Source organism: Sphingomonas sp. R86521 (assembly GCF_042466235.1).
Taxonomy (GTDB): Bacteria; Pseudomonadota; Alphaproteobacteria; order Sphingomonadales; family Sphingomonadaceae; genus Sphingomonas.
Genome location: NZ_JAXHBY010000001.1, coordinates 3,002,800 through 3,027,310, shown reverse-complemented (window position 1 = coordinate 3,027,310; position 24,511 = coordinate 3,002,800). Strand labels below are relative to the sequence as shown.

Genomic DNA, 24,511 nt, shown 5'->3' with positions numbered 1-24,511 from the left:
AGGATCCTTGGGTTGAACGCGCGGCTCAGTTCGAAAAGCCGGGGGCGGGCGCGATGCCCTTGGTCGATTTGGTCGAGCGCGTGTCCGCCTTCTCGCGGCGGGTGTCGGGCGTCGGCTGCGGCTGCACCGGGGCGACCGCACCGACCGACGGCGCGGCGTAGGACGGTGACGGCGCGATGGATGGCACCGGCCGCGGGCCGCCCGCCTTGCCGCTGAGCGTCCCGAACAGGACACGGTCGATATCGCTCGGCGTGGTGGCGCCGTCGGTCGGTAGCGCGATGTCGCGCGCGTTGTTGACCGGCTTCACCAGGTACGGGGTAATGATCACGACCAGCTCGGTCTCGTTGCGCTGGAACCCGTTCGAGCGGAACAGCGCGCCGATGATCGGCAGGTTGGCCAGCCCAGGGGTCTTCTGGAACGAGTTGTTGCTGCTGTTCGACAGCAGGCCGCTGATCATCATGCTCTGGCCTGATCCGAGTTCGACGGTCGTTTCCGTCCGCCGCGTAGTCAGGCCGGGTACGCGCGTGCCGTTCAGCGTAACCGCGTTCGAATAATCGAGCTGCGACACTTCGGGGCGGACCCGCAACGAGATGCGGCCGTCCGAGAGCACGGTCGGGGTATAGGCCAGCCCGACGCCATATTGCTTGAACTCGACCGACACCGCGCCAAGCCCTTGCGAAACCGGTATAGGAACCTCACCGCCGGCAAGGAACGTGCCCGTCTCGCCCGACAGCGCGGTCAGGTTCGGATTGGCGAGTGTCGTCACCTGTCCGATCGTCTCGCCAAGATCAATCGCGCCGATCAGGTCGAGCCCGAGCAGCTTGCCGGCAAGGCCGAGCGTCGATCCGGTGGTGGACTGTGTCAGCAGGCTGTTCCCGGTCGTCGCCGTCGTGCCCCCAGTGAACAGACCGGTATTAGTAGCGGGACCACTACCTGGGAAGTATTGTGTGCTGGCTCCGCGTCCTTGGCCCAATCCGAACTTGAAGCCTCCGGTGCCGTCGAACGACTGCACGTTGACGCCGATATTCTTGATGAAGCTGCGCGTGACCTCGGCGATGCGGACCTGCAGGTTGACCTGCAGCGGCGTCGCGGTCTTGAGGCGCGACAGCACCTTGGTTTGATCTCCGACATAGGCCTGTACCAGGCGCTCGGCTTCCGCGGCGTCTTCCGGCGCGGCCACCGTGCCGGTCAACAGCACGAGGCCGTTCATCGGCGTCGCGACGACATGCGCCTCGGGCATCGCCAGCCCCAGCATCTGCGCGATCGAGTCGAGATTGTTGCCGACCCGGACGGTGCTGCCATAGACGACCACGCCCGACTTGGTGGTTGCCGAGATCGTCGTCTCGCCGGTCTTCTTGCCGAAGATGTACAGCTGGGTCGGTGACCGCACCTGGACGTCGGCGATGGTGTCGTCGGCGACGAACAGGTCGCTCATCGGCCGCGCCAGCGTCACCAGCCGGCCGCGGCCGATGTTGACCTGGACGACGCTGGACGAGGTGGCCGAGGCGCGTTGCGCGGTGGCCGGGGCGGAGGGTGCGGCGCTTGCCGCGGCCAGGGCGGCGGCCAGCGGCCAGCCGATCGGCGTCATGGAAATGCGCATCTTAATTCTTCCCCCCGACCGGAACGGCGGTGATTGCATTGCCGCGCGCGACGCGCACGACGGGACCCTGGATCATCACCGGCGCCGCGCCCGGTGCTCCGCCCGATGCTTGGATCATCGGCATGCCGCCCGCCGATCCCGCGGCGATGGGCTTGCCCGGCACCGTGCTGCGCTGATAGCGCGACACGTCGGCACCGGTCTGGAAGCTCGATTTCATCGTCGACGGCTGGCTCGCGAGCTGTACCATCATCGCCTTCTCGGCCTTCGGATCGTTGCCGTTGGGCACCTTCACCGCGCCGGATGCGATCGCTTCCTCGAGTTCCTGCGAATTGTCCGCAATCGAGCGCAGCGACAGTGACAGCGACCCCAGCGTCTGCGCGACGGCGACCTGTTCGGCCATCTTCGGCGTCGCCTCGATCGTCACGTTCGAGAAGGTCCGGACCTGCGTCTTGCCGTCCTCGCCGACCAGATTGTCGGTGCGCTGGTCGGTGGCGAGCACGCGGACGTTGCGCATGATCGTCTCGGACACCTTCAGCGGCTCGCCGTCGCCGCCACCGGGCACGGTCTGCGTCAGCACCAGGTCGATGCGATCGCCCGGAAACACGAAGCCCGCAACCGCCGCCTGTGCCGAGACCGGCACGCTGACCGCGCGCATGCCTGGCCCAAGCGCCGCGGCGAGGAAGCCACGATCGCCCGGCTTTACCAGTGCGCCCTGCGTCACCGGCTGGCCCGCGGTCACTTCGCTGCGCACCACGGTGCCCAGCAGCGACTGCAGGTTGGTCTTGTCCTTGATGTAATAGGCGTTGTCGACCAGCTCCTTCGGCCAGGGCTGGAACTTCAGCGCGGTAGCGTCGAGGATGGTGCCGACCGGCAGCGCGCGGGTGGCGACCAGCACCTCGGGCCCGTCGACGACCGGCGCCATCGCCACCGCGCCGGCCTGCGGTGCCGAACTGCCCGCGATCAGCGTCCGGGCGAAGAACGCCGTAATGCCAGCGACGATCAGCGCGCCAACCAGCAATATGATCTTGCGACTATCCATGACTCATCGTGCCTTTCGGGCGCCGTCTGCTTGCTTCGGCGTTAAGTATCTACTGAAACTGGTTAAGGAGTGGTTCGCGGATCGCCAGTATTCCCGCGACCGCGATCGCGACACCGTAAGGAACCTCGATCTGGTTTTTGTTTCGGGCGATCCGGCGCTCGATCATCATCAAGACCGTGACTATGCCGCCGGCGATCGACATCACCATCAGCATCGTCACGAACGCCGGAAACGGCAGCCACAACGACAGCGCGACGATCATCTTCACGTCGCCGCCACCCATCAGGCCGAAATGGAATACGACCAGGAATACCGCGAACACCGCGACCGCGACGCCCACCTGGATCGCCACGTCCGGCCACAGCGGCAGACCGTTCGCGACCCACCATGCCGGCGCCAGCAGCGCGATCGCCGCCGTCTTCCAGTTGGCGATCTCGCGGGTCCGCGCATCCTCAATCCCGGCCCAGACCAGAAGGCCGCCGAGTACGAACACCAAGATTGAAAGAGCAATCTGCGACCCCATCGGCTAGTCCCTAACCAGCATGGCTTTCGAAAAAGTAACCGTCCCACCGACAATCGCCCCGGATCGGGTGCGTCGTGCGATCCCGTCGGACGCTCGCGTCACGACCTGGCTGGCCCCGGACGACTGGCCGTTGCGCCGGTTCGACTGGCCCGCCGCCGATCCGCGGGGCCGATTGCTGTTCCAGACCGGACGCGGCGACATCTTCGAGAAGTATCTGGAATCGTTCGAGCATCTCCACGCGCAGGGGTGGTCGGTGACGGCGTTCGACTGGCGCGGGCAGGGCGGTTCGGGACGGTTGTCACCAGACCCGCATGTCGGCCATGCCGACGATTTCGGTGTGTTCGACGACGATCTGGCGGCGTTCTGGACGGCGTGGATCGAGGAAGCCGCGGGGAGAGATACGGCGGGTCAGCGGCTGCCGACCGCGATCCTCGGGCATTCGATGGGCGGCATGATGGTGATGCGCGCGCTCGCGAATCGGTCGATCCGGCCCGACGCCGCGGTGCTTGTCGCGCCGATGATCGGGCTGCGGGCGCCGCTGGGGGCGTGGTTCGGCGCAATCGTCGCGCGTTTCAAGACCCGCCGTGGCGATCCGGCGCGTGCGGCGTGGCGCACCAACGAGCGGCCCGGCACGCTGTCGTCGCGCCAGACTCTGCTGACGCATGACGCCGCGCGCTACGACGACGAGCGGTGGTGGCAGACGCAATGCCCCGAACTGAAACTCGGGCCGCCGAGCTGGGCGTGGCTGTCGCAGGCGTTCGACGGCGCGCTCGCGCTTGCCGCGGACCGGCGAATCGAGGCGGTCGACACCCCGGTGTTGCTGCTCGTCGCCGAGGCCGATCGGCTGGTCGACCCGCGTGCGGCGTTGCGGCTGGCGGCGCGATTGCCCGATGCGCAGGTGGTCCGCTTCGGCAACGACTCGGCGCATGAAGTCCTTCGCGAGGCCGACGGCGTCCGGAATCGCGCGCTTTCCGCGATCGACGCGTTCCTCGACGCGCATGTTTCGGTGTTCGCGCAGGCGTGATCGCTCGCCCGTGATTTACGACGTCGCCATCGTCGGCGCGGGCATGGCGGGCGCGAGCCTAGCCGCCGCGATCGGGGCGCGCGCCGGCGTCGTCCTGCTCGAAGGCGAGGCGACGCCCGGCTATCATGCTACCGGCCGGTCCGCGGCGTTCTGGTCGGAAACCTATGGCGGCCCCGGCATCCAGCCGCTGACCACCGCCTCGGGGCCGATGCTGCGCGACTATCTGACGCCGCTCGGGTCGCTGCACATCGGCCGCGCGCAGGATGCCGGCAAGGCGGATGCGTTCCTCCGCGACTTCGCGGGTACCGGCGTGGCACTGCACCGGGTCGACCCCGCCGCGTTCGTGCCGGGCCTGCGCGAGGCATGGACCGTCGGCGTCATGGAGCCGAGCTGCGCCTATATCGACGTCGCCGCGCTCCACGCCGCCGAGATCGCGCGCGCGCGCCATGCGGGGGCACAGATCGTCACCGATGCTGCGATGCAGGCCGCATCGCGGTCGGGCGATGTCTGGACGATCGAGACGGACGCGGGTCCGGTCCGGTCGCGGATCCTCGTCGATGCAGCCGGCGCCTGGGCCGATATCGTCGCCGCCCGCGCCGGTGTCCGGCCGCTCGGGCTGCAGGCGTATCGCCGGACGATGGCGCAGTTGCGCACCGACCCCGGGGCGCCGGCCGCGATGCCGCACGTCGTCGATCTGTCGGACAATTTCTACTTCAAACCCGAACCCGGCGGTCGGCTATGGCTGACTCCGCACGACGAGGTGGCCAGTGATCCGTGCGACGCCGCGCCCGAGGACATCGACGTCGCGATCGCGATCGACCGCCTGGAGGGAGTCGTCGACTGGCACGTCGCCGCAGTCGAGCGCCGCTGGGCCGGCCTCCGCACCTTCGCGCCCGACCGGCTGCCGATCTATGGGTTCGACCCGGCAGTACCCGGGTTCTTCTGGTGCGCGGGGCAGGGCGGTTTCGGTATCCAGACCGCACCGGCCGGGGCGATGATCGCGGCCGCGCTGCTGCTCGGCGCGGTGCCTGATGCGGCCGTCGCGGGGATCGATGTCGAGCGCTATTCCCCGACCCGCTTCTGCCCTCGGTCCCACAAACTACCGTCATCCTGACGAAAGTCAGGACCCAGAGCCAAGCAGCGCCACACCCCGTTACCCTGGGTCCTGACTTTCGTCAGGATGACGGTATCGTTCGGTGTGGGCCTACCGCCGCCCCGCCATCACCGCAGCATCGCTCGCCAGCCGATCCGCGCGCTCGTTCTCCGGGTGGCCGGCATGACCCTTGACCCACTGCCATTCGATCCGGTGCCGCGCGACCGCGGCGAGCAGCGCGTGCCACAGCTCGGCGTTCTTCACCGGCTTCTTGTCCGCGGTCTTCCAGCCATTGCGCTGCCAGCCCTTCACCCACTTGGTCAGGCCATCCATCACGTATTTGCTGTCGGTATACAGCGTCACGATGCACGGCCGCGTCAGCACGTTGAGCGCCTCGATCGCCGCGGTCATCTCCATGCGATTGTTGGTCGTCAGCGCCTCGCCGCCCGACAATTCCTTCTCGTGCGCGCCCATGCGGATCACCGCGCCCCAGCCGCCGGGGCCCGGATTGCCCTTGCAGGCGCCATCGGTATAGATTTCCACCTTGGTGGCGGGTTCTTCGGTCACGCGAGCAATCCTTGTCGATACGCTTCGAACCGCCGCCAATAGGCGAGCGGGTCCTTCCGCGTCACCAGCGCATCCGCTGGGGTGTTGAGCCAGTCCCATGCCCGCGTCGCCAGGAAGCGCAGGCACGCCCCCTGCGCCAGGATCGGCAGCGCCGCGCGCTCCGCATCGCTCAGGGGGAAGCGTTCGGCATAGCCGGAGATCAGCGCCTTGCCGACCGCGTCGTCATACGCCTCCCCCTGCGCATCGAACGCCCAGGCGCTGTGCATGATCGCCAGGTCGTAGGCGCGGATGTCGGTGCACGCGAAATAGAAGTCGATCAGCCCGCTCACCCGGTCGCCGAGCATCAGCACGTTGTCGGGAAACAGATCGGCATGGATGATCGCGCGGGGCAGGGCGCTTGGCCATGCCGCAACGACCTCGTCTGCGGCCTGAGTCACCCGCGCGAAAAGACCCGGCTCGATCGCGTCGAGATCAAGCCCGCACCGCGTCAGCAGCGCCCGCCAGCCTTCCGGCCCCAGCGTGTTCGGCCGCTCCAGCGCAACTCCGGCCAGGCTTTCATGCATCGCTCCCATCGCCGCGCCCGCCGCACGCGCCTGCGCGGGCGTCGGATGCGACACCGACACGCCGTTCAGGAATTCGATCAGGCACGCCGGACGCCCGCACAGCGTATGGATCAGCGTGCCGTCGCGGTCGGGCAGCGCGCGCGGCACCGGGTTGCCGTCGCCCGCGAGGTGATCGAGCACGCCCATGAAGAACGGCAGGTCGTCCGCCGACACACGCTTTTCGTACAGCGTCAGGATGAAGCGCCCGGTGGTCGTGTCGACCAGGTAGTTGCTGTTCTCGACCCCCTCGGCGATGCCCTTCAGCGATACCAGCTCGCCGTGGTCGAACCCGCGCAGGAAGTCGCTCAGCGCCTCTGCCGATACCGCGGTATAGACCGCCACTATGCGGCCGCGTCGAGGCCGCGGGGCAGCTTGAAGGTGATCGTCTCGCGCGTCGTCTCGATCTCGCGCTCGGTCACCGTGAAGCGTTCCGACAGCCGCGTGACGAGTTCGCGCACCAGAAGCTCCGGCGCCGATGCGCCCGCGGTGATGCCCAATGTCGCGACCCCGTCGAGGAAGTCCCAGTCGAGCACATCGGCACGCTGGATCAGCCGCGCGCGGACGCCCTCGCGCTCGGCAACCTCGACCAGCCGCACCGAGTTGGACGAATTCGGCGCGCCGATCACCAGCATCGCATCGCATTCGCGCGCGATCGCCTTGACCGCGGCCTGGCGGTTCGAGGTGGCGTAGCAGATGTCCTCGCCGCGCGGCGGCTGCATCATCGGGAAGCGGCGCTGCAGCGTCGCGACGACCGCGGCGGTGTCGTCGACCGACAGCGTGGTCTGCGTCAGGAACGCCAGGTTGGTCGGATCGGGCGGCGTGACCGCCTCGGCGTCCGCCACCGTCTCGACCAGCGACATCGTGCCGTCCGGCACCTGCCCGAACGTGCCGATAACCTCGGGATGCCCGGCATGGCCGATGAAGATGATATGTCGGCCGGCAGCGACCAGTCGCTCGGCCTGGCGGTGCACCTTCGACACCAGCGGGCAGGTCGCGTCGAGATAGTCGAGCCCGCGGTCCTGCGCTTCGGCCGGCACCGATTTCGGCACGCCGTGCGCGGAGAACACCACCGGCGCGCCATCGGGCACCGCGTCCAGATCCTCGACGAACACCGCGCCCTGCGCCTTCAGCGTGTCGACGACGAACTTGTTGTGGACGATCTCGTGGCGGACATAGACGGGCGCGCCGTGCTTCTCGATCGCCAGTTCGACGATCCGGATGGCACGGTCGACCCCGGCACAGAAGCCGCGCGGGGCGGCGATCAGCAGGTCGAGCGGCGGCTTGGGGCTTGCGATCATGATGCCCTGCGCTCTACGCGATTGCTTGGCCCCACGAAAGCCGGTTATGATGCCGCCCGATCGAGGGACGCGGCGTTGCAGCGGTCCCCCACGCTCGTTCGAGAAGGTACGCGTCCCCGTGAAAGCCCCCATCCTAGCTGCCTCCGCCTGTCTGCTCGTGTTGGGGGGATGCGCCGGCAAGGGCGAAGTCGACGCGACCGGCGGCATCACTGCGGTACGTTCGGCCTGCCCGTCGGTCGCGATTCCGGCCGCGACCGGCGACGTCACGCTGTTCGAGGGCGCATCGCGCGACCAGGGATCGATCGATCTCGCCGCGCTGATGACCAACGTCCGCTCGACCTGCGCCGACGCGACCGACCAGATCGCCACCACGGTCACCTTCGACGTCCGCGCCCGCCGCACCCATGCTGAGGCCGCCCGCGACGTCAGCCTGCCGTATTTCATCACCGTGGTGCGCGGCGGCAGCGCGGTCGTCGCCAAGCGCATCGGCCATGTCGCGCTGCACTTCGACGCCGGCCAGACGCGTGCCGAGGCACACGGCCAGGCATCGTCGACCGTGGCGCGATCGGCGGCGACGCTGTCCGACGAGGTCCGCCAGAAGCTGACGCGGAAACGCAAGGCCGGCGATCAGGACGCCGCGGTCGATCCGCTGAGCCAGCCCGACGTCCGCCAGGCGGTGCTGCGTGCCAGCTTCGAAGCCCTGGTCGGCTTCCAGCTCACCGACGACCAGCTGAAGTACAACGCCACGCGCTGAGTTCCACGTCATCCCGGGACAAGCCCGGGATGACGGAAAGCGGTGCGAACCCGATTGACTTGATCCGGACGTAACGCCAAACACCAAGGCGTCGATGCGGGGCAACTCGCATGGCACCGCGCGGGAGAGCGTGACCCGGTCCTTCGAGGGCTGGCGAGCCGCCGAAGGAGCAACCACCCCGGAATCTCTCAGGCAACAGGGACCGCGCGGGGCTGATCGATACTCTGGAAAGCGTTCTTCCCACGGGAAGAACCACCGAAGGTGTAAGCCGCGCTACTGGGAACAGTGCCGGTCAAAGCTCTCAGGTCCCGTGACAGAGGGGGTATGCACAGGTCGCCGAGCGTGGCCTTGCGTCCCTTTTCGACGGAAGCCCCGATCATGAGCGACTTCTCCACCATCATCGATCACGCCGACGATTATGTCGCGCCCGAGCCACAGGCGCTGCCGCTCGACGCCTGGCACCGCGATCGCGGCGCCCGGATGGTCGAATTCGCCGGCTATCTGATGCCGATCCAGTATGATGGCATCATGGCCGAGCACGCCTGGACCCGCGACTCCGCCGGCCTGTTCGACGTCAGCCACATGGGCCAGCTGGTCTTCACCGGCGGCGACGTCGCCGCGGCGCTTGAGACGGTGTTGCCAGGCGACATCGCCGGGCTCGCCGAGGCCAAGATGCGCTATTCGCTGCTGCTCGCCGAGGACGGCGGTATCCTCGACGACCTGATGGCGACGCGCCTGCCGACCGAGAACCCGTTCGCGACCGACGATGCCGAGCCCGCCGGCTACGACCCGCTGCGCGCCAGCTCCCCATCCTCCGACGACGGAGCCACGACCGGCAGCTTCTACGTCGTCGTCAACGGCGCGACCAAATTCGACGACATCGCCTATCTGCTCGATCAGGTGCCCGACGACGTCACGATCAACCTGCTCGAAGACCAGGCGCTGATCGCGTTGCAGGGCCCGAAGGCAGTCGACGCGCTCGCCCGGCTCGTGCCCGGCGTCGAGGCGCTGACCTTCATGACCGCAGGCGCGTTCGCGTGGAACGGCGTGCCGCTGTGGATCAGCCGCTCGGGCTATACGGGCGAGGACGGCTTCGAGATTTCGGTCCCCGCGGACCAGGTCGTCGCCTTCGCCGACGCGATCGCCGCCGAACCCGAGGTCAAGCCGATCGGCCTCGGTGCGCGCGATTCGCTGCGTCTCGAGGCCGGCCTGCCGCTCTATGGCCACGATCTCGACCCGGAGATCACGCCGGTGATGGCCGACCTCGGTTTCGCGCTGTCGAAGCGTCGCCGCGAGGCTGCCGACTTCGCCGGTGCCGAGCGCATCCTCGCCGAACGCGAACACGGCCCCGCCACCAAGCGCGTCGGCCTGATCGTCGAGGGTCGCCAGCCCGCCCGCGAAGGCTCGGACGTCATTGACCAGAGCGGCGCGGTGATCGGCCGCCTGACCAGCGGCGGTTTTGCTCCCACCCTCGGGAAGCCGATAGCGATGGCCTATGTGCCGCTCGCGTTGTCGACCCCCGGCACCCGCATCGAGATCGCACAACGCGGCAAGGTCCATACCGCGACCGTCACCGCGATGCCCTTCGTTCCCCACCGTTACGTCCGGAGCAAGTGATATGAGCCGCTACTTCACCAAAGATCACGAATGGGTCGATGTCACCGGTGACGTCGGCACGGTCGGTATTTCCGACTATGCGCAGGGCCAGCTCGGCGACGTCGTGTTCGTCGACGTTCCCGAGGCCGGCAAGACCCTGTCCAAGGGCGACGAAGCCGCAGTCGTCGAATCGGTGAAGGCCGCATCCGACGTCTATTCGCCGGTGTCGGGCACCGTCACCGAGGGCAACGCCGCGCTGACCGACGATTCGAGCCTGGTGAATTCGGCCCCCGAGACCGAAGGCTGGTTCTTCAAGCTGACGCTCAGCGATGCGGCCGAGCTGGACGCGCTGATGGACGAAGCCGCCTACGCGACCTTCGTCGAAGGCCTCTAACCTTCTTTCCCCCTCCCGCTTGCGGGAGGGGCTAGGGGAGGGCCTGTCCCCCCTAGGGCGCTCCACCGTGACAGGCCCTCCCCCGACCCCTCCCGCAAGCGGGAGGGGAGAAGGATGTCGAATGCGCTACCTGCCGCTAACCCAATCCGACCGGTCCGAGATGCTTTCCGTCATCGGCGCCCCCTCGATCGACGCGTTGTTCGCCGACGTGCCCGAAGCCGCACGCCTCGATGGCCCGATCCACGGCCTGCCGATGCACGCTTCCGAAATGGCGGTGGAACGCCACATGACCGCGCTCTCGCAGAAGAACATCGCGGCCAGCGACGGTCCGTTCTTCCTCGGCTGCGGCGCGTACAAGCATCACGTCCCCGCGTCGGTCGATCACCTGATCCAGCGCGGTGAGTTCCTGACCGCCTACACGCCGTACCAGCCCGAAATCGCGCAGGGCACGCTGCAGATGCTGTTCGAGTTCCAGACGCAGGTCGCGCGGCTGCTCGGCACCGACGTCGCCAACGCCTCGATGTACGACGGCTCGACCGCGTGCTGGGAAGCGATCGTGATGGCGCGTCGCATCACCAAGCGGGGCAGAGCGATCCTGTCGTCGGGCCTCCACCCGCACTACGTCTCGGTCGCGAACACGATGGCCAAGTTCACCGGCGACGTGCTCGACACGACCGCGCCCGAACTGGTCGCCGACATGGACCTCGACCGGCTGATCGCCAAGATCGACGACGATACGTCGTGCGTCGTCGTCCAGTATCCCGACATCCTCGGCCGTATCGCCGACCTGCGCCCGCTCGCGGATGCGTGCCATGCGAAGAAGGCGCTGCTGATCGCGGTCGTCACCGAGCCCGTCGCGATGGGCGCGATCACCTCGCCCGGCGAGATGGACGCCGACATCGTCGTCGGCGAAGGCCAGTCGCTCGGCGTCGGCCTCCAGTTCGGCGGGCCCTATGTCGGCCTGTTCGGCTGCAAGGACAAATACGTCCGCCAGATGCCCGGCCGCCTGTGCGGCGAGACCGTCGACGCCGACGGTCGCCGCGGGTTCGTGCTCACGCTGTCGACCCGCGAGCAGCATATCCGCCGCGAGAAGGCGACGTCGAACATCTGCACCAACTCGGGGCTCTGCGCGCTGGCCTTCTCGATCCACATGACCTTGCTCGGCGAAGCGGGGCTGCGGCGACTGGCAGGAATCAACCACGCGGGCGCGGTCCACGCCGCACGTCGCTTGGCCGAAGTCCCCGGCGTCGAACTGGTCAATGACCTGTTCTTCAACGAATTCACGCTGAAGCTTCCGACCGAAGCGCGCCCGATTGTCCGGCAACTCGCCGATCGCGGCATCCTCGCGGGTGTCTCGCTCGGCCGGCTCTATCCCGGCCAGGACGACCTCGCCAACGGGCTGGTCGTCGCCGTCACCGAAACCACGTCCGCGGAGGACGTCGAGACGCTTGCCACCGCGCTTGAGGAGATCCTGGCATGAGCATCAACCAGAGCGGCTGGCGCCCGACGTCGCCCGAGGCAAGCACCGGCACCGTCCCGGCCAGCGTCACCGGCAACAAGGCCCTGATGCTGGAGGAAGCGCTGATCTTCGAGATCGGCGACGCGAAGACCACGGGCGTCGATTTCGCCGAGGGCGATGTCGCGCACGACCGGCTCGGCGCGCTGACGCGGAAAGCGCCGATCGGCCTGCCGGGCCTGTCCGAACCCGAGACCGTCCGTCACTACACCCGCTTGTCGCGCCAGAACTACGGCATCGACCTCGGCTTCTTCCCGCTCGGGTCGTGCACGATGAAGCACAATCCGCGCCTCAACGAGAAGATGGCGCGGCTGCCCGGTTTCTCCGACGTCCACCCGCTCCAGCCGGTCGACACCGTTCAGGGCGCGCTCGAAGTCATCCACCAACTCGCGCACTGGCTCGTGACGCTCACCGGTATGACCAGCGTCGCGATGAGCCCCAAGGCCGGCGCGCACGGCGAGCTCTGCGGCATCCTCGCGATCCGCGCAGCACTCGAAGCCAAGGGCGAAGGCTCGCGGAAAATCATTCTCGTCCCCGAGAGCGCACACGGCACCAACCCCGCCACCGCGGCGTTCGCCGGCTATAGCGTCGAGGACATCCCCGCCACCGCCGAAGGCCGCGTCGACACCGCCGCGCTGAAGGCCCGGCTCGGCCCCGACGTCGCCGGCGTGATGATCACCAACCCCAACACCTGTGGCCTGTTCGAGCGCGACATGCGCGAGATTTCCGACGCGGTGCACGCGGCGGGTGGCTTCGTCTATTGCGACGGCGCGAACTTCAACGCGATCGTCGGCCGCGTGCGGCCGGGCGATCTCGGCATCGACGCGATGCACATCAACCTCCACAAGACCTTCTCGACTCCGCACGGCGGCGGCGGTCCGGGCTCGGGCCCGGTGGTGTTCTCGGAAGCACTCACCCCCTACGCACCGCTCCCGTTCGTCGAGAACCAGGACGGCCAGTTCGTCCTCGTCGAGGAAGAAACCGCAGGCGAACACCACGCCGGCAGCTTCGGCCGCATGGTGGCATTCCACGGCCAGATGGGCATGTTCACGCGCGCGCTGACGTACATCCTCAGCCACGGCGCCGACGGCCTGCGCCAGGTCGCCGAGGATGCGGTGCTCAACGCCAACTACATCCTGCGCTCACTGGATGACACGCTCGACGCACCGTTCGGCCCGTCGGGTCCGTGCATGCACGAAGCGCTGTTCTCGGACGCCGGGCTCGCCGAGGGCTTCTCGACGATCGACGTGGCGAAGGGCCTGATCGACGAGGGCTATCACCCGATGACGATGTACTTCCCGCTCGTCGTCCACGGCGCGATGCTGGTCGAGCCGACCGAGACCGAATCGAAGGCCGCCCTCGACCAGTTCATCGCCGCACTCCGCTCGGTCGCCGAACGTGCCAAGGCCGGCGACCCCGCGCTCAAGACAGCCCCCCACTTCGCCCCCCGCAGCCGCCTCGACGAGACGCTCGCGGCGCGCAAGCCCGTGCTGGTCTGGAAGGATCCCGCCCCACTGGCGCAGGCCGCGGAGTAAAGATCTCCCCTTCTCCGTCATCCCGGGACGAGCCCGGGATCACGGGTGGGGGCGCCGCACAAACCTTCAGCAGATCGCCTGGTCCGTTTCTTCCTGCCGCCGGACATGCTCGCGCCAGACGATATACAGCCCGCTAGCGACGATGATCGGCGCCCCGAACCAGGTCGCCTCCGCCGGCAGCGTGTCGAACACCAGCCAGCCCAGCAGGGTCGCCCACAACAGGCTCGAATAATCCATCGGGACCACCACCGACACCGGTCCCAGCCGCAACGACGTGGTCATCGCGATCTGAGCGAGCCCACCGAGAATACCGACGCTTGCCAGGCAACCCCAGGCGATCAGGTCATGCGGTTGCGCCGCCAGCGCATAGAACACCGACAACGGTATCAACGACAGCGCCGAAAACCAGAATACCGTCGTCAACGCGCTCTCGGTCTTGCCGATCTGCCGCAACAGGATCGACACGCTCGCCGTTCCGAATGCGCCCGCGAGCGCGCAGCCCGCACCCCATAGCGGAAAATGCTCGCCGCCCGGCTGTGCCACGATCAGCACGCCGGCAAACCCCGCGATCACCGCGCCCCAGCGATGCCAGCCGGTCGGCTCGCGGAGCACCAGCGCCCCCAGGATCGTCGCGAAGATCGGCACCGCGAACCCGATCGTCGTCGCCTCGGCAAGCGGTAGCGCGACGATGCCGTTGAAGGTGAGCGCCATCGCCGACAGCCCGACGATCGCCCGAACGACGTGCGCCGGCATCCGCCTGGTCGCGATCGAGGGGAGGCCGGGGCCAACCAGGATGACGGCCGAAACCAGCACGCACGCCCCGAACTGGCGAAAGAACAGGATCTCCGACACGCTGGCGCCGTGGTGTTCGGCCAGCTTGATCGACGTGTTCATCAGCGCGAAGATTGCGACGGACAGCAACCGCATGCCGATGGCGGGAAGGATGCGGTCTGTGGGCATACCGGTTCCCTAGCGAGCGCAGGCGGGGCATCCCATCCCAAACGTCCGTCCTGGCGAAAGTCATCCCGACACTACCGCCCGTCATCCCGACGCTACCACCCGTCATCCCGACGCTACCACCCGTCATCCTGACGCTACCACCCGTCATCCTGACGAAAGTCAGGACCCAGGGTACCACCCACACCGCTTGTGGCTCTGGGTCCTGACGTTCGTCAGGATGACGAAGACGAAGACGGAGACGAAGACGAAGACGGAGACGGGAACGGAGACGGACACGGACACGGGGACGGCAGGGCGCAGTGGGATGGGGTGACGAACCCACCCGCACCCGCTATCCGCACCCCATGATCAAGCGCGCACTCAACGTCACCCGCGAGGCGGATTTTTCCGCCTGGTACCAGGCCGTCATCTCGGAAGCCGACCTCGCCGAGGAATCCGGCGTTCGCGGGTGCATGGTCATCCGCCCCTGGGGCTATGGCATCTGGGAGCGTATCCAGCGCCTGCTCGACGACCGGATCAAGGCGACCGGCCACGAGAACTGCTACTTCCCGTTGTTCATCCCGCTCTCCTATTTCGAAAAGGAGGCCGAGCATGTCGAGGGGTTCGCCAAGGAAATGGCGGTCGTCACCCATCACCGGCTGAAGGCGGACGGCTATGGCCGCCTGGTCCCCGATCCCGAGGCCAAGCTCGAGGAACCGCTGGTCGTCCGCCCCACCTCGGAAATGGTCATCGGCGCCGCGTTCGCGCGCTGGGTCCAGTCGTGGCGCGACCTGCCCGTGCTGATCAACCAATGGGCCAACGTCGTCCGCTGGGAAATGCGCACCCGGATGTTCCTCCGCACCAGCGAGTTCCTCTGGCAGGAGGGCCATACCGCGCACGCGACCGCCGACGAGGCCCGGGACGAGACGCTCAAGATGCTCGAAGTCTACCGCGACTTTGCGGAAACCTGCCTCGGCCTCCACGTCATCGCCGGTGAGAAGCCCGAGAACGAGCGCTTCCCGGGCGCCGTCTCGACCTATTCGATCGAGGCAATGATGCAGGACGGCAAGGCATTGCAAGCCGGCACCTCGCATTTCCTCGGCACCAATTTCGCCTCCGCGCAGAACATCCGCTTCCAGAACGCGGCCGGCGAGTTCGAGCTATGCAACACCACCAGCTGGGGCGTGTCGACGCGGATGATCGGCGGCGTCATCATGGTCCACGGCGACGACGACGGGCTGCGCGTGCCGCCGATGATCGCGCCGTGGCAGGTCGTGATCGTGCCGATGTTGCGCGACAATCCCGACGACGCGGCGATCGTCGACTATTGCAAGGCGCTGCAGGCGGAACTCGCCAAGCAGTCCGCGCTCGGCGAACCGGTCCGTGCGCTGCTCGACCTCAAGCCCGCCAAGGCCGCGACCAAGCGCTGGGGCTGGGTCAAGAAGGGTGCACCGATCGTGATCGAGGTCGGTGGCCGCGACGTCGCCGGCGGCAACGTCTCGGTGATCCGCCGCGACCGGCTCTACCGCGAGGACGGCAAGCTCGACAGCGCGGTCACTGCGCGCGATGCGTTCGTCGGCGCGGTGTCCGGGATGCTGGCGGAGATCCAGACCGGCCTCCATGTCGAATCGATGGACCGCCTGAAGGCGAACATCGTGCCGGTCAGCGACTTTGCCGAACTCGAAACGCACTTCGCCGATAGCGTGAAAAACCCGGGCTGGGTCGACGTGCGCTGGTCCAAGCCAACCGGCGCGGCGCTCGACAAGGTCGTCGAACGGCTGAAGGCCTTGAAGCTGACGATCCGCAACGCGCCGCTGGGTCAGACCGGCGCGGACGAGGGTCCGTGCATCTTCACCGGCGAACCGGCGGTAGAACGCGTCCTGATCGGCCGCGCCTACTGAGTAGCGTCCTCCGGGCGAACGTCAGTTCGTCCGGCGGTGCTTCCCGCCATAGCGGTGGCCGACATAGGCGCCGATCTGCGCGATGTCGCTGGCTGCCGCCTGTGCGCTCTTGGCTGCGCAGGGCAGTGGGTCGTGGGCATGGTCGGCCGCACGGGCCTGCACCGTCGCACAGAGATCCTCGATATCGGCGCGCGACAGGATGTCCTTTTCGCGCAGCAGGCAGATCAGGCTCTGCAGGATCACGAGGTTCTTGTCGTCGGGTTCCGCTTCGAGTGTCGGGTACGGAGTCATCGGTCGTTTCCTCTGATGGTTCGTAAGAGACTATGCCGATGGCGTGCAGATGCAAGTGCGCATGTCGAAACCGCGGTCTGCGTGACGGTCCGGTTTTGCGGAAGGCCGTTGGCGCATTTGTGGCGGGGGGTTTGGCGAAGCGCGCGCGACCGCCTATCTCGGGGTCATGTACAAACCAAAAGCCGGGCTTCCGACCCGCGAGCAGATCCTCGATTTCATCGCGACGTCCGACGTTCCGGCCGGCAAGCGCGAGATCGCCAAGAGCTTCGGGCTCAGCGCGCAGGACAAGATCGGTCTCAAGGCGCTGCTCAAGGACATGGCGGACGAGGGGCTGATCGATTCGGCGCCCGGCCGCGCCTTCCACAAGATGGGCGGCGTTCCGAAGGTCACCGTGTTGCGGATCGTCGATGTCGACGATGGCGGCAATGTCTGGGCGGTGCCCGAGCGTTGGGAAGCCGAAGGCGTGCCGCCACCACGGCTGCGCGTCCGCGAACGCAAGCGCGGCGCGCTGGGGGTGGGCGAACGCATCCTCGCGCGGACCGAGGAGGCCGGCAACGGCTGGATCGCGCAACCGATGAAGGTGCTGGCGCCCGCGTCCGAGCAGGTGCTGGGCGTGCTGCGCGAGGAAGCCGGACGGTTGTGGCTGACCGGCGTCGACAAGCGCGAGCGGCGGGAATTCGCGGTGGCGGATGCAGGCGACGCGGCGCCCGGCGATCTGGTGCTCGCTGAACTCGCCGGCAAGCCGCCACGGATTTCGGCGCGTGTGGTCTCGCGGCTTGGCGATCCGTTCGCCGCGCGCAGCTTCTCGCTGATCGCGATCCACAAGCTCGGCATTCCGGACGTCTTTTCGCAGGAGGCGCTCGACGAGGCGACGCAGGTCGCCGGGCAGCCTCTAGGGGAAGGCCGCGAGGATTTGCGCCATCTGCCGATCGTCGCGATCGACCCCGAGGAAGCGCGCGACCACGACGACGCAGTGTGGGCGGAGGCGGACGACGATCCCGCCAATCCGGGCGGCTGGAAGGCGATCGTCGCGATCGCGGACGTCAGCTTCTATGTGCGGCCGAAATCCGAGATCGACCGCGAAGCGCGCCGTCGCGGCAATTCGGTCTATTTCCCCGACCGCGTCGTGCCGATGCTGCCGGAGATCCTGTCGGCGGATATCTGCTCGCTGAAGGAGCACGAGGATCGCGCCGCGCTCGCCTGTCACTTGCTGATCGGCAAGGATGGGACGCTGAAGTCGTGGCGGTTCACCCGGGCGGTGGTGCGGTTGGTCGCCAATATATCGTATGAGGAAGCGCAGGCGGCGATCGATCTCCGCAACGATACGTCACCCCAGCGTAGGCTGGGGTCTCAAGAAGGAGAAGATGCCCCTGCCGCGCGAGATCCCAGCCTTCGCTGGGATGACGGACTGGTGGAAACGGCGCTCGTTCCCCTCTGGTCCTGCTGGCACGCGCTAGCCAAAGCCCGCGACGCGCGCGCGCCACTCGACCTCGACCTCCCCGAACGTCGTGTCGTACTCGACGAGAAGGGCCGGATCGTCTCCGTCGCGCCGCGCGAGCGGCTCGACGCGCACCGCCTGATCGAGGATTACATGATCGCGGCGAACGTCGCGGCCGCCAAGGCGCTGGAGGCCAAGAAGGCGCCGGTGATGTACCGCGTCCACGAGCCCCCCAGCCGCGAAAAGCTCGCCGCGCTGAAGGAGTATCTCGACACCTTCGACGTGCCGTTCGCGCTCGGCCAGGTGGTGCGTCCGGCGACGTTCAACCACGTCATCGAACGCATCGGCGACGCCGATTTCCGCCCGCAGGTGATGGAGCAGATCCTCCGCACCCAGACCCAGGCCTATTACGCGCCCGCCAATCACGGGCATTTCGGGCTGGGCCTCGGCAGTTACGCGCACTTCACCTCGCCGATCCGCCGCTACGCCGATCTGTTGGTCCACCGCGCGCTGGTCGGCGCCTATGCGCTCGGGCCCGGCGGCCTGCCGGCGGACGATGCTGCCGCGATGGAATCGATCGGCGAGATCATCAGTCGCCTCGAACGTCGCGCGATGGAGGCGGAGCGCGACACCACCGACCGCTATGTCGCGGCGTTCCTGTCCGAGCGGGTCGGCCAGATCATGGACGTGCGCATCACCGGCGTGACGAACTTCGGTTTCTTCGCGACCGTCGAGGGGATCGGCGGCGACGGGCTGATGCCGGTCCGCGACCTGGGCAACGACTATTTCCGGTTCGACGAGGGCGCGCGCACGCTGACGGGCGAGAATACCGGCGAGGTGTTCGCGCAAGGCCAGCGGCTCGAACTCAAGCTGGCCGAGGCGAACCCGGTATCCGGGGCGCTGCGTTTCGAGATGCCCGAAGGCAAGCGTGCGGCGCCGACCACGCGCGACGCGCGAAAGCCGACGCGGGTGATCAAGCATCGCGGCCGGCCCACGAACATCCGCCATCAAGGCAAGCGGCGTTAGGGTTTCGACAAAGCGGGCTTGCTAAACCGCGAGCGGTCTGGCGGAAGTTGGGGACAAACGGGGGGACGGGATGCTGGGAATGCTGATTGGCGCGAAGCGGCGGCGGATCGTCAGCGATTTCGTCGCGGCCGGCGCCACGTCGCCAATGATGGCGATCGCTTATGATCCCGCCGATACAGCCACCTTCAAACGGCTGCTCGGCTACGGCGCGATCGTCGCAGACCGCGACGATCGTTTCCACCTCGATGTCATGCGCCTGGGCGCATTCCGCGGTGCCGTTCGCAGGCGCGCCGCGGCGATCGCCGCGACCACCGGACTAATCGCCAGCGCGACCGCCGCCATGACGGTGTTCGCGCTCGCCGAGTGATCCGCGGTGAACTTTACGCCGCTTCGTTGAACTGCAGGCTGGCGAGCCGCGCATAGAGGCCGCTATTGGCCATCAAGACACCATGACTGCCCTGTTCGACGATCTGCCCGTCGTCCATGACGATGATCCGTTCCGCGGCGCGCACGGTCGCCAGGCGGTGTGCAATGACCAGCGTGGTTCGGTTCGCCATCAGCCGCTCCAGCGCCTCCTGCACCAACCGCTCGCTCTCCGCATCGAGCGCGCTGGTCGCTTCGTCGAGCAGCAGGATCGGCGCATCGCGCAGCAACGCGCGCGCGATCGTCACGCGCTGGCGCTGCCCGCCCGACAGCCGCGCGCCACCTTCGCCTAGGAAGGTGTCGAGCCCTTCGGGGAGCTTGCGCAGGAACTCCGCGGCGTTGGCGGCTTCCGCCGCGGCCCAGAGCTGGTCGTCGGTCGCGGACCAGTCGCCATAGCGAAGGTTGTCGCGGGCCGACGCGCCGAAGATGATCGTCTCCTGCGGTACCATCGCGATCCGCGCCCGCACCTCGGCAGGGTCGGCCTCGCGCAGGTCGACGCCGTCGAGCGTAATCCGCCCGGCATCGGGGTCGTAGAAGCGCTGGACCAGTTGGAACAACGTCGATTTGCCTGCGCCAGACGGGCCGACCACCGCCACCGTCTCACCCGGCCTGACATCGAGTGAGAAACCGTTGAGGGCGGCGACGTCGCGACGCGTCGGATAGTGGAACTGCACGCTCTGGAACACGAGCGCGCCCAGCGGCGGTTGCGGCAGCGCCTTCGGGTTGGCGGGGGCTGCGATCTCGGGACGCTCGCGGAGCAGCTCGGACAATCGGCTGGCAGCCCCCGCGCCGCGCAGCAGATCGCCGTAGACTTCGGTCAGGGCACCGAACGCGCCCGCGACGATGCCGCCGGTCAGCACGAACGCGGCGATCGCGCCGCCGCTGATCCGGCCCGCCGCGACGTCGATCGCGCCTTCCCACAGCACCATCGTGATCGATCCGAACACCAGCCCGATCACGATCGCGGTCATCACCGCGCGCAGCAGGATGCGCGCGCGCGCCGCAGCGAAGGTCGCGGCAACCGCGTCTGCAAAGCGGTTCGCCTCGCGGTCTTCCTGTCCGAACGCCTGCACCACCTTCATCGCGCCCAGCGTCTCGGTCGCGATCGATCCAACATCGGCGACGCGGTCCTGCGAGGTCCGCGAATGGGTCCGCACGCGCTTGCCCAGCACCGCGATCGGCAGGATGATCAGTGGAATCCCGATCATCAGCAACCCGGCGAGCTTTGGGCTGATCGCGAACAGATAGATGAGCCCGCCAATCCCGGTGAAGGTGTTGCGCAGCGCGATCGATACCGTGCTGCCGACCACCTGTTCGATCAGCGCGGTGTCGGACGTCAGCCGCGACGCGATCTCCGACGGGCGATTCTCCTCGAAGAACCGCGGCGTCAGGCGGAGCAGGTGGCGCTGCACGTTGGTGCGGATGTCGGCGACCACCCGCTCGCCCAGCCATGAGACGTAGTAGAAGCGCACGGCGGTCGCCAGCGCGAGCACGACGACGATCATCAGCAGATAATGGAACGAGTTGCCGACCGATCCGCTCGCGCCGGGGCCGAAGCCGCGGTCGATCACCCGCTTGAAACCATAGGGGATCCCGATCGTCGCGGCCGACGTCATCAGCAGCGCCAGCCCCGCGAAGGCGATCTGGCGGGGATAGGCGGAGGCGTGTTGCCACACCATCGCGAGGTCGCCGATCCGGCGGTTGGGTTTTTCGTCGATGTTCGCCGTGGCCATGGCGTGGGCCTAGCAGCGGCGGGGGTCGGGCTCAACGTCAACGGATGGCGTGCGGCCGGCACGGGACCGTCCCGCATGTTGCGTCGCAGCGGATATGCGTTACGGCTGTCGTCACGGATTTTGCGCACAGGATACCCGATGCTCTACGATTCCTATGAGTTTCAGCGGTCGATGATGTCCAGCGCTAGCGCATTCGCCAAACTCGGGGCCGATATGCTCAGCAATCCGGCAAACCCGTTCGCCTATCTCGGCGGCGGAACTGTGGTTGCATCGGCGCTCCAGGTGTTCGCGCATGCGAACGCATCGCGTGGGAAACCGGCATTCGGGCTCGATCACACGGTGATCAACGGCCGGGAAGTCGCGGTGCGCGAGGAGATCGTGCTGCGCCACCCGTTCGGGCAGCTCAAGCGGTTCGTCCGCGACGGCGTCACCGGCGGGCCCAAGCTGCTGATCGTCGCGCCGATGTCGGGCCATTATGCGACGCTGCTGCGCGGCACGGTCGAGCGGATGCTACCCAGCGCAGACGTCTACATCACCGACTGGCGCGACGCGCGCAGCGTGCCCGTCGGCGACGGCCGCTTCGACCTCGACGACTATATCGACTATCTGGTCGCCTATCTCGAAACGATCGGCGCCAATGCGGGCGAGGGCGGCACGCACATGCTCGCGGTCTGCCAGCCGTCGGTGCCGTGCTACGCGGCCGCTGCGCTGATGAGCGCCGACCGCAACCCGTGCCGGCCCCGGACCCTGACCATGATGGGCGGCCCGATCGATACGCGCGAGTCGCCGACTGCGGTCAACACGCTGGCCACGGAGCGCCCGCATTCCTGGTTCGAACAGAATGTCATCGCGACCGTGCCGGCCACGTATCCTGGCGCCGGGCGCCGGGTCTATCCGGGCTTCCTGCAGCTCGCCGGGTTCATGTCGATGAACCTCGGCAACCACATGATGTCGCACTGGGACATGTACAAACACCTGGTCCAGGGCGACGGCGAAAGCGCCGATGCAACGATGGCGTTCTACGACGAATACCGTTCGGTCTGCGACATGACCGCGGAATTCTACCTGCAGACGATCGATGTCGTGTTCCAGGACCATGCGTTGCCGAAGGGCGAGATGATGCACCGGGGTCGCCGGGTCGATCCGGCCATGATCACCGACATCGCGTTGCTCGCGATCGAAGGCGAGCGGGACGACATCTCGGGGCTGGGGCAGACCAGGGCTGCGCTGACGCTGGCGACGCAGTTGCCGGACGACAAGAAGCGCTACCTGATCGCCGAGGGGACCGGGCACTACGGCATCTTCAACGGATCGAAATGGCGCGACTCCATCGCGCCGGTCGTCGAGCAGTGGATCGCTGCCAACGGGTAACGCCGTTCCCGTCATCCGGCATGCGCCGTGATGACGGGAACGGATAGGCGGTTAGGCGATCGAGTCGACCACCGCATGGCTGCTGGATTCGCTGGATGTGATCGTGCCGCCGAGCAACATCTTGACCCGACCCGACAGCGAGATGTCGGTTTCCCAAAGCTCCGCGCTGTCGATGTCGAAGCGCAGAAGAGTCAGGTTGGGATCGCTCTTGCCGCCGGGAAACCATGCCTCGACCTGCTTGTTCCAAAGCTTGTCGATCTGCGCCCGATCGTTGTCGGTGGCGACGGTGCCGGAAAGGCAGGCGAAGAAGTCATGGCCCTTGCTGACGAACTGCGTCATCGCCGCGCCACCGCCGGCAATGCGGTTGTCCTTGCCGGTGAAGAAGAACAGCGTGTTGGGCTGATCGTCGTCGAGCTGTGCGGTCAGCGGCTCGCTATGCCCGCCGCTGTTGAGCCCGACCATCACGAACGGGCTGTCGTTCAGCTTGGCGAGGAATGTCGCGGCAACTTCCTGCGGAGTGTCCTGGTCGGCCATCGTCGATCTCCTTTAGATATGGTCGGCAGGAGAACGGGCGGGACCGGGGATGGTTGCGGCGCGACGTTGTCGAAGAAGGTCCGGGTAAGGCCATCCGCAGGCAGCCCCGATCCCGGACCCGCTGCGATTACAGGACCTCGAACAGCCCCGCCGCGCCCATGCCGCCGCCGATGCACATCGTGACGACGACATGCTTCGCGCCGCGGCGCTTGCCTTCGATCAGCGCATGGCCGGTGGCCCGGGCGCCGGTCATGCCATAGGGATGCCCGATCGAGATCGCGCCGCCCGAGACGTTGAGCAGCTCGTCGGGAATGCCGAGCTTGTCGCGGCAGTAGAGCACCTGCACCGCGAACGCCTCGTTCAGCTCCCACAGCCCGATATCGTCCATCTTGAGGCCGAACCGCTGCAGCAGCTTGGGGATCGCCACGACCGGACCGATCCCCATCTCGTCGGGTTCGGTGCCGCCGACTGCCATGCCGATATAGCGACCGAGCGGCTGGAGCCCGCGCTGCGAGGCAATCTTCTCTTCCATCAGGACGCTCGCCGACGATCCATCGGACAGCTGGCTGGCATTGCCGGCGGTGACGGTGGCGTCGGGGCCGAGCACCGGTTTGAGCGACTGGAGGCCTGCCAGCGTAGTGTCGGCGCGATTGCCCTCGTCCTTGGCAATGGTCACGTCCTTGTACGAGACCTCCTTGGTCTCCTTGTCGACCACCGCCATCGTCGCCGAGACCGGCACGATTTCCGTATCGTAATACCCTGCGGCCTGCGCCGCTGCGGTGCGCTGCTGCGACTGGAGCGCATAGGCGTCCATCGCGTCGCGGCTGATACCATAGCGCTTGGCGACGACTTCGGCGGTCTGCAGCATCGGCATGTAGACGTCGTGATGCATCTTGATCAGTTCGGGGTCGGGGGCGACGCGCATCTGCGGTGTCTGGACCATGCTGATGCTCTCGACCCCGCCACCGATGGTGATGTCCATCCGGTCGATCACGATCTCCTTGGCGGCGGTCGCGATCGCCATCAGGCCGGAGGCGCACTGGCGATCAAGCGACATCCCCGCGACGGTAACCGGCAGGCCCGCGCGGAGCAGCGACGTGCGGGCGATGTTGGTCGCCTGATGCCCCTGTTGCAGCGCGCAGCCCAGCACGACGTCGTCGACCTCGCTCCCCTCGATCCCGGCGCGCTCGACCGCGGCACGGATCGCGTGCGCGGCAAGCGTCGGCGAGGGGGTGTTGTTGAACGCGCCGCGATAGGCGCGGCCGATGGGTGTGCGGGCGGTGGAAACGATGACGGCGGAACGCATGATAGGCT

General features: G+C 67.5%; 22 protein-coding genes and 1 riboswitch. Of the genes, 11 read left to right on the top strand and 11 right to left on the bottom strand.

The genetic code is table 11. The features are described 5' to 3' along the window. Positions 1-25 precede the first annotated feature (25 nt). Genes SJY20_RS14160 through SJY20_RS14150 form a run of 3 tightly spaced genes read right to left on the bottom strand, consistent with a single transcriptional unit; the run spans position 26 to position 3,162 of the window. Positions 26-1,600 (bottom strand): type II and III secretion system protein family protein, encoded by a 1,575-nt coding sequence (locus SJY20_RS14160; protein ID WP_380787559.1) that lies wholly within the window; start codon positions 1,598-1,600, stop codon positions 26-28. 1 nt (position 1,601) lies between these two features. Beyond that, positions 1,602-2,639: a Flp pilus assembly protein CpaB gene (cpaB, locus tag SJY20_RS14155; protein ID WP_380787558.1), complete on the bottom strand. Its 1,038-nt coding sequence runs from the start codon at positions 2,637-2,639 to the stop codon at positions 1,602-1,604. 49 nt (positions 2,640-2,688) lie between these two features. After that, the gene (locus SJY20_RS14150) at positions 2,689-3,162 is read right to left on the bottom strand and encodes a prepilin peptidase (protein WP_380787557.1); all 474 of its coding nucleotides are present in this window, start codon (positions 3,160-3,162) and stop codon (positions 2,689-2,691) included. Positions 3,163-3,229: 67 nt separating this feature from the next. On the opposite strand from SJY20_RS14150, the gene SJY20_RS14145 reads away from it, so the two are divergent. Continuing rightward, positions 3,230-4,186, top strand: coding sequence for an alpha/beta fold hydrolase (locus tag SJY20_RS14145; RefSeq protein WP_380787556.1), 957 nt, complete (start codon positions 3,230-3,232; stop codon positions 4,184-4,186). Positions 4,187-4,196: 10 nt separating this feature from the next. Next, positions 4,197-5,300, top strand: a complete 1,104-nt coding sequence (locus tag SJY20_RS14140) for an NAD(P)/FAD-dependent oxidoreductase (RefSeq protein ID WP_380787555.1) — start codon at positions 4,197-4,199, stop codon at positions 5,298-5,300. A 90-nt stretch (positions 5,301-5,390) separates the two neighbouring features. Here SJY20_RS14140 and rnhA read toward each other — a convergent pair whose 3' ends face one another. From rnhA to ispH, 3 genes are read right to left on the bottom strand one after another with little or no spacing between them, the layout of a single operon-like run. Further along, the gene (gene rnhA, locus SJY20_RS14135; protein ID WP_380787554.1) at positions 5,391-5,846 is read right to left on the bottom strand and encodes a ribonuclease HI; all 456 of its coding nucleotides are present in this window, start codon (positions 5,844-5,846) and stop codon (positions 5,391-5,393) included. Further along, positions 5,843-6,790: a homoserine kinase gene (gene thrB / locus SJY20_RS14130; RefSeq protein WP_380787553.1), complete on the bottom strand. Its 948-nt coding sequence runs from the start codon at positions 6,788-6,790 to the stop codon at positions 5,843-5,845. Before thrB ends, rnhA begins: the two co-directional genes overlap by 4 nt. After that, positions 6,790-7,746 carry a 4-hydroxy-3-methylbut-2-enyl diphosphate reductase gene (gene ispH, locus SJY20_RS14125; RefSeq protein ID WP_380787552.1) on the bottom strand — a complete coding sequence of 319 codons (957 nt, stop codon included), beginning with the start codon at positions 7,744-7,746 and terminating at the stop codon, positions 6,790-6,792. The genes thrB and ispH overlap by 1 nt, the downstream gene beginning before the upstream one ends. A gap of 118 nt (positions 7,747-7,864) precedes the next feature. Between ispH and SJY20_RS14120 the strand changes: the two genes are divergently transcribed. The 5 genes from SJY20_RS14120 to gcvPB all read left to right on the top strand — a co-directional run bounded on the left by SJY20_RS14120 (position 7,865) and on the right by gcvPB (position 13,541). Next, entirely contained in the window at positions 7,865-8,500 is a 636-nt protein-coding gene (locus tag SJY20_RS14120) for a hypothetical protein (RefSeq protein WP_380787551.1), read from the top strand. A 111-nt stretch (positions 8,501-8,611) separates the two neighbouring features. Beyond that, positions 8,612-8,715: riboswitch (glycine riboswitch) on the top strand. 163 nt (positions 8,716-8,878) lie between these two features. Further along, the gene (gcvT, locus tag SJY20_RS14115) at positions 8,879-10,117 is read left to right on the top strand and encodes a glycine cleavage system aminomethyltransferase GcvT (RefSeq protein ID WP_380787550.1); all 1,239 of its coding nucleotides are present in this window, start codon (positions 8,879-8,881) and stop codon (positions 10,115-10,117) included. Between the two features lies 1 nt (position 10,118). Next, on the top strand, positions 10,119-10,490 hold the full coding sequence (gene gcvH / locus SJY20_RS14110) for a glycine cleavage system protein GcvH (RefSeq protein ID WP_380787549.1): 372 nt from the start codon (positions 10,119-10,121) through the stop codon (positions 10,488-10,490). Between the two features lie 121 nt (positions 10,491-10,611). Continuing rightward, entirely contained in the window at positions 10,612-11,970 is a 1,359-nt protein-coding gene (gene gcvPA / locus SJY20_RS14105; RefSeq protein ID WP_380787548.1) for an aminomethyl-transferring glycine dehydrogenase subunit GcvPA, read from the top strand. Beyond that, positions 11,967-13,541, top strand: a complete 1,575-nt coding sequence (gcvPB, locus tag SJY20_RS14100) for an aminomethyl-transferring glycine dehydrogenase subunit GcvPB (protein ID WP_380787547.1) — start codon at positions 11,967-11,969, stop codon at positions 13,539-13,541. The genes gcvPA and gcvPB overlap by 4 nt, the downstream gene beginning before the upstream one ends. 66 nt (positions 13,542-13,607) lie before the next feature. Here the strand turns inward: gcvPB and SJY20_RS14095 are convergent, their stop codons facing one another. Then, the gene (locus SJY20_RS14095; RefSeq protein WP_380787546.1) at positions 13,608-14,501 is read right to left on the bottom strand and encodes a DMT family transporter; all 894 of its coding nucleotides are present in this window, start codon (positions 14,499-14,501) and stop codon (positions 13,608-13,610) included. A gap of 344 nt (positions 14,502-14,845) precedes the next feature. Between SJY20_RS14095 and SJY20_RS14090 the strand changes: the two genes are divergently transcribed. Next, on the top strand, positions 14,846-16,381 hold the full coding sequence (locus SJY20_RS14090; protein WP_380787545.1) for an aminoacyl--tRNA ligase-related protein: 1,536 nt from the start codon (positions 14,846-14,848) through the stop codon (positions 16,379-16,381). Positions 16,382-16,402: 21 nt separating this feature from the next. On the opposite strand, the gene SJY20_RS14085 is transcribed toward SJY20_RS14090, so the two are convergent. Beyond that, on the bottom strand, positions 16,403-16,672 hold the full coding sequence (locus tag SJY20_RS14085) for a hypothetical protein (protein WP_380787544.1): 270 nt from the start codon (positions 16,670-16,672) through the stop codon (positions 16,403-16,405). A 166-nt stretch (positions 16,673-16,838) separates the two neighbouring features. On the opposite strand from SJY20_RS14085, the gene SJY20_RS14080 reads away from it, so the two are divergent. Both SJY20_RS14080 and SJY20_RS14075 read left to right on the top strand, forming a co-directional pair. Continuing rightward, a complete protein-coding gene (locus SJY20_RS14080; protein ID WP_380787543.1) occupies positions 16,839-19,136 on the top strand; it encodes a ribonuclease R family protein in 2,298 nt (765 codons plus the stop codon). Positions 19,137-19,215: 79 nt separating this feature from the next. Beyond that, positions 19,216-19,503 (top strand): hypothetical protein, encoded by a 288-nt coding sequence (locus SJY20_RS14075; RefSeq protein WP_380787542.1) that lies wholly within the window; start codon positions 19,216-19,218, stop codon positions 19,501-19,503. Between the two features lie 13 nt (positions 19,504-19,516). Here SJY20_RS14075 and SJY20_RS14070 read toward each other — a convergent pair whose 3' ends face one another. Continuing rightward, on the bottom strand, positions 19,517-21,292 hold the full coding sequence (locus SJY20_RS14070) for an ABC transporter transmembrane domain-containing protein (RefSeq protein ID WP_380787541.1): 1,776 nt from the start codon (positions 21,290-21,292) through the stop codon (positions 19,517-19,519). Between the two features lie 138 nt (positions 21,293-21,430). Between SJY20_RS14070 and SJY20_RS14065 the strand changes: the two genes are divergently transcribed. Further along, positions 21,431-22,663: a polyhydroxyalkanoate depolymerase gene (locus SJY20_RS14065; protein WP_380787540.1), complete on the top strand. Its 1,233-nt coding sequence runs from the start codon at positions 21,431-21,433 to the stop codon at positions 22,661-22,663. 51 nt (positions 22,664-22,714) lie between these two features. Here the strand turns inward: SJY20_RS14065 and SJY20_RS14060 are convergent, their stop codons facing one another. Next, positions 22,715-23,197, bottom strand: coding sequence for a pyridoxamine 5'-phosphate oxidase family protein (locus SJY20_RS14060; RefSeq protein ID WP_380787539.1), 483 nt, complete (start codon positions 23,195-23,197; stop codon positions 22,715-22,717). A 127-nt stretch (positions 23,198-23,324) separates the two neighbouring features. Then, entirely contained in the window at positions 23,325-24,503 is a 1,179-nt protein-coding gene (locus SJY20_RS14055; protein WP_380787538.1) for an acetyl-CoA C-acyltransferase, read from the bottom strand. Between the last annotated feature and the right edge of the window lie 8 nt (positions 24,504-24,511).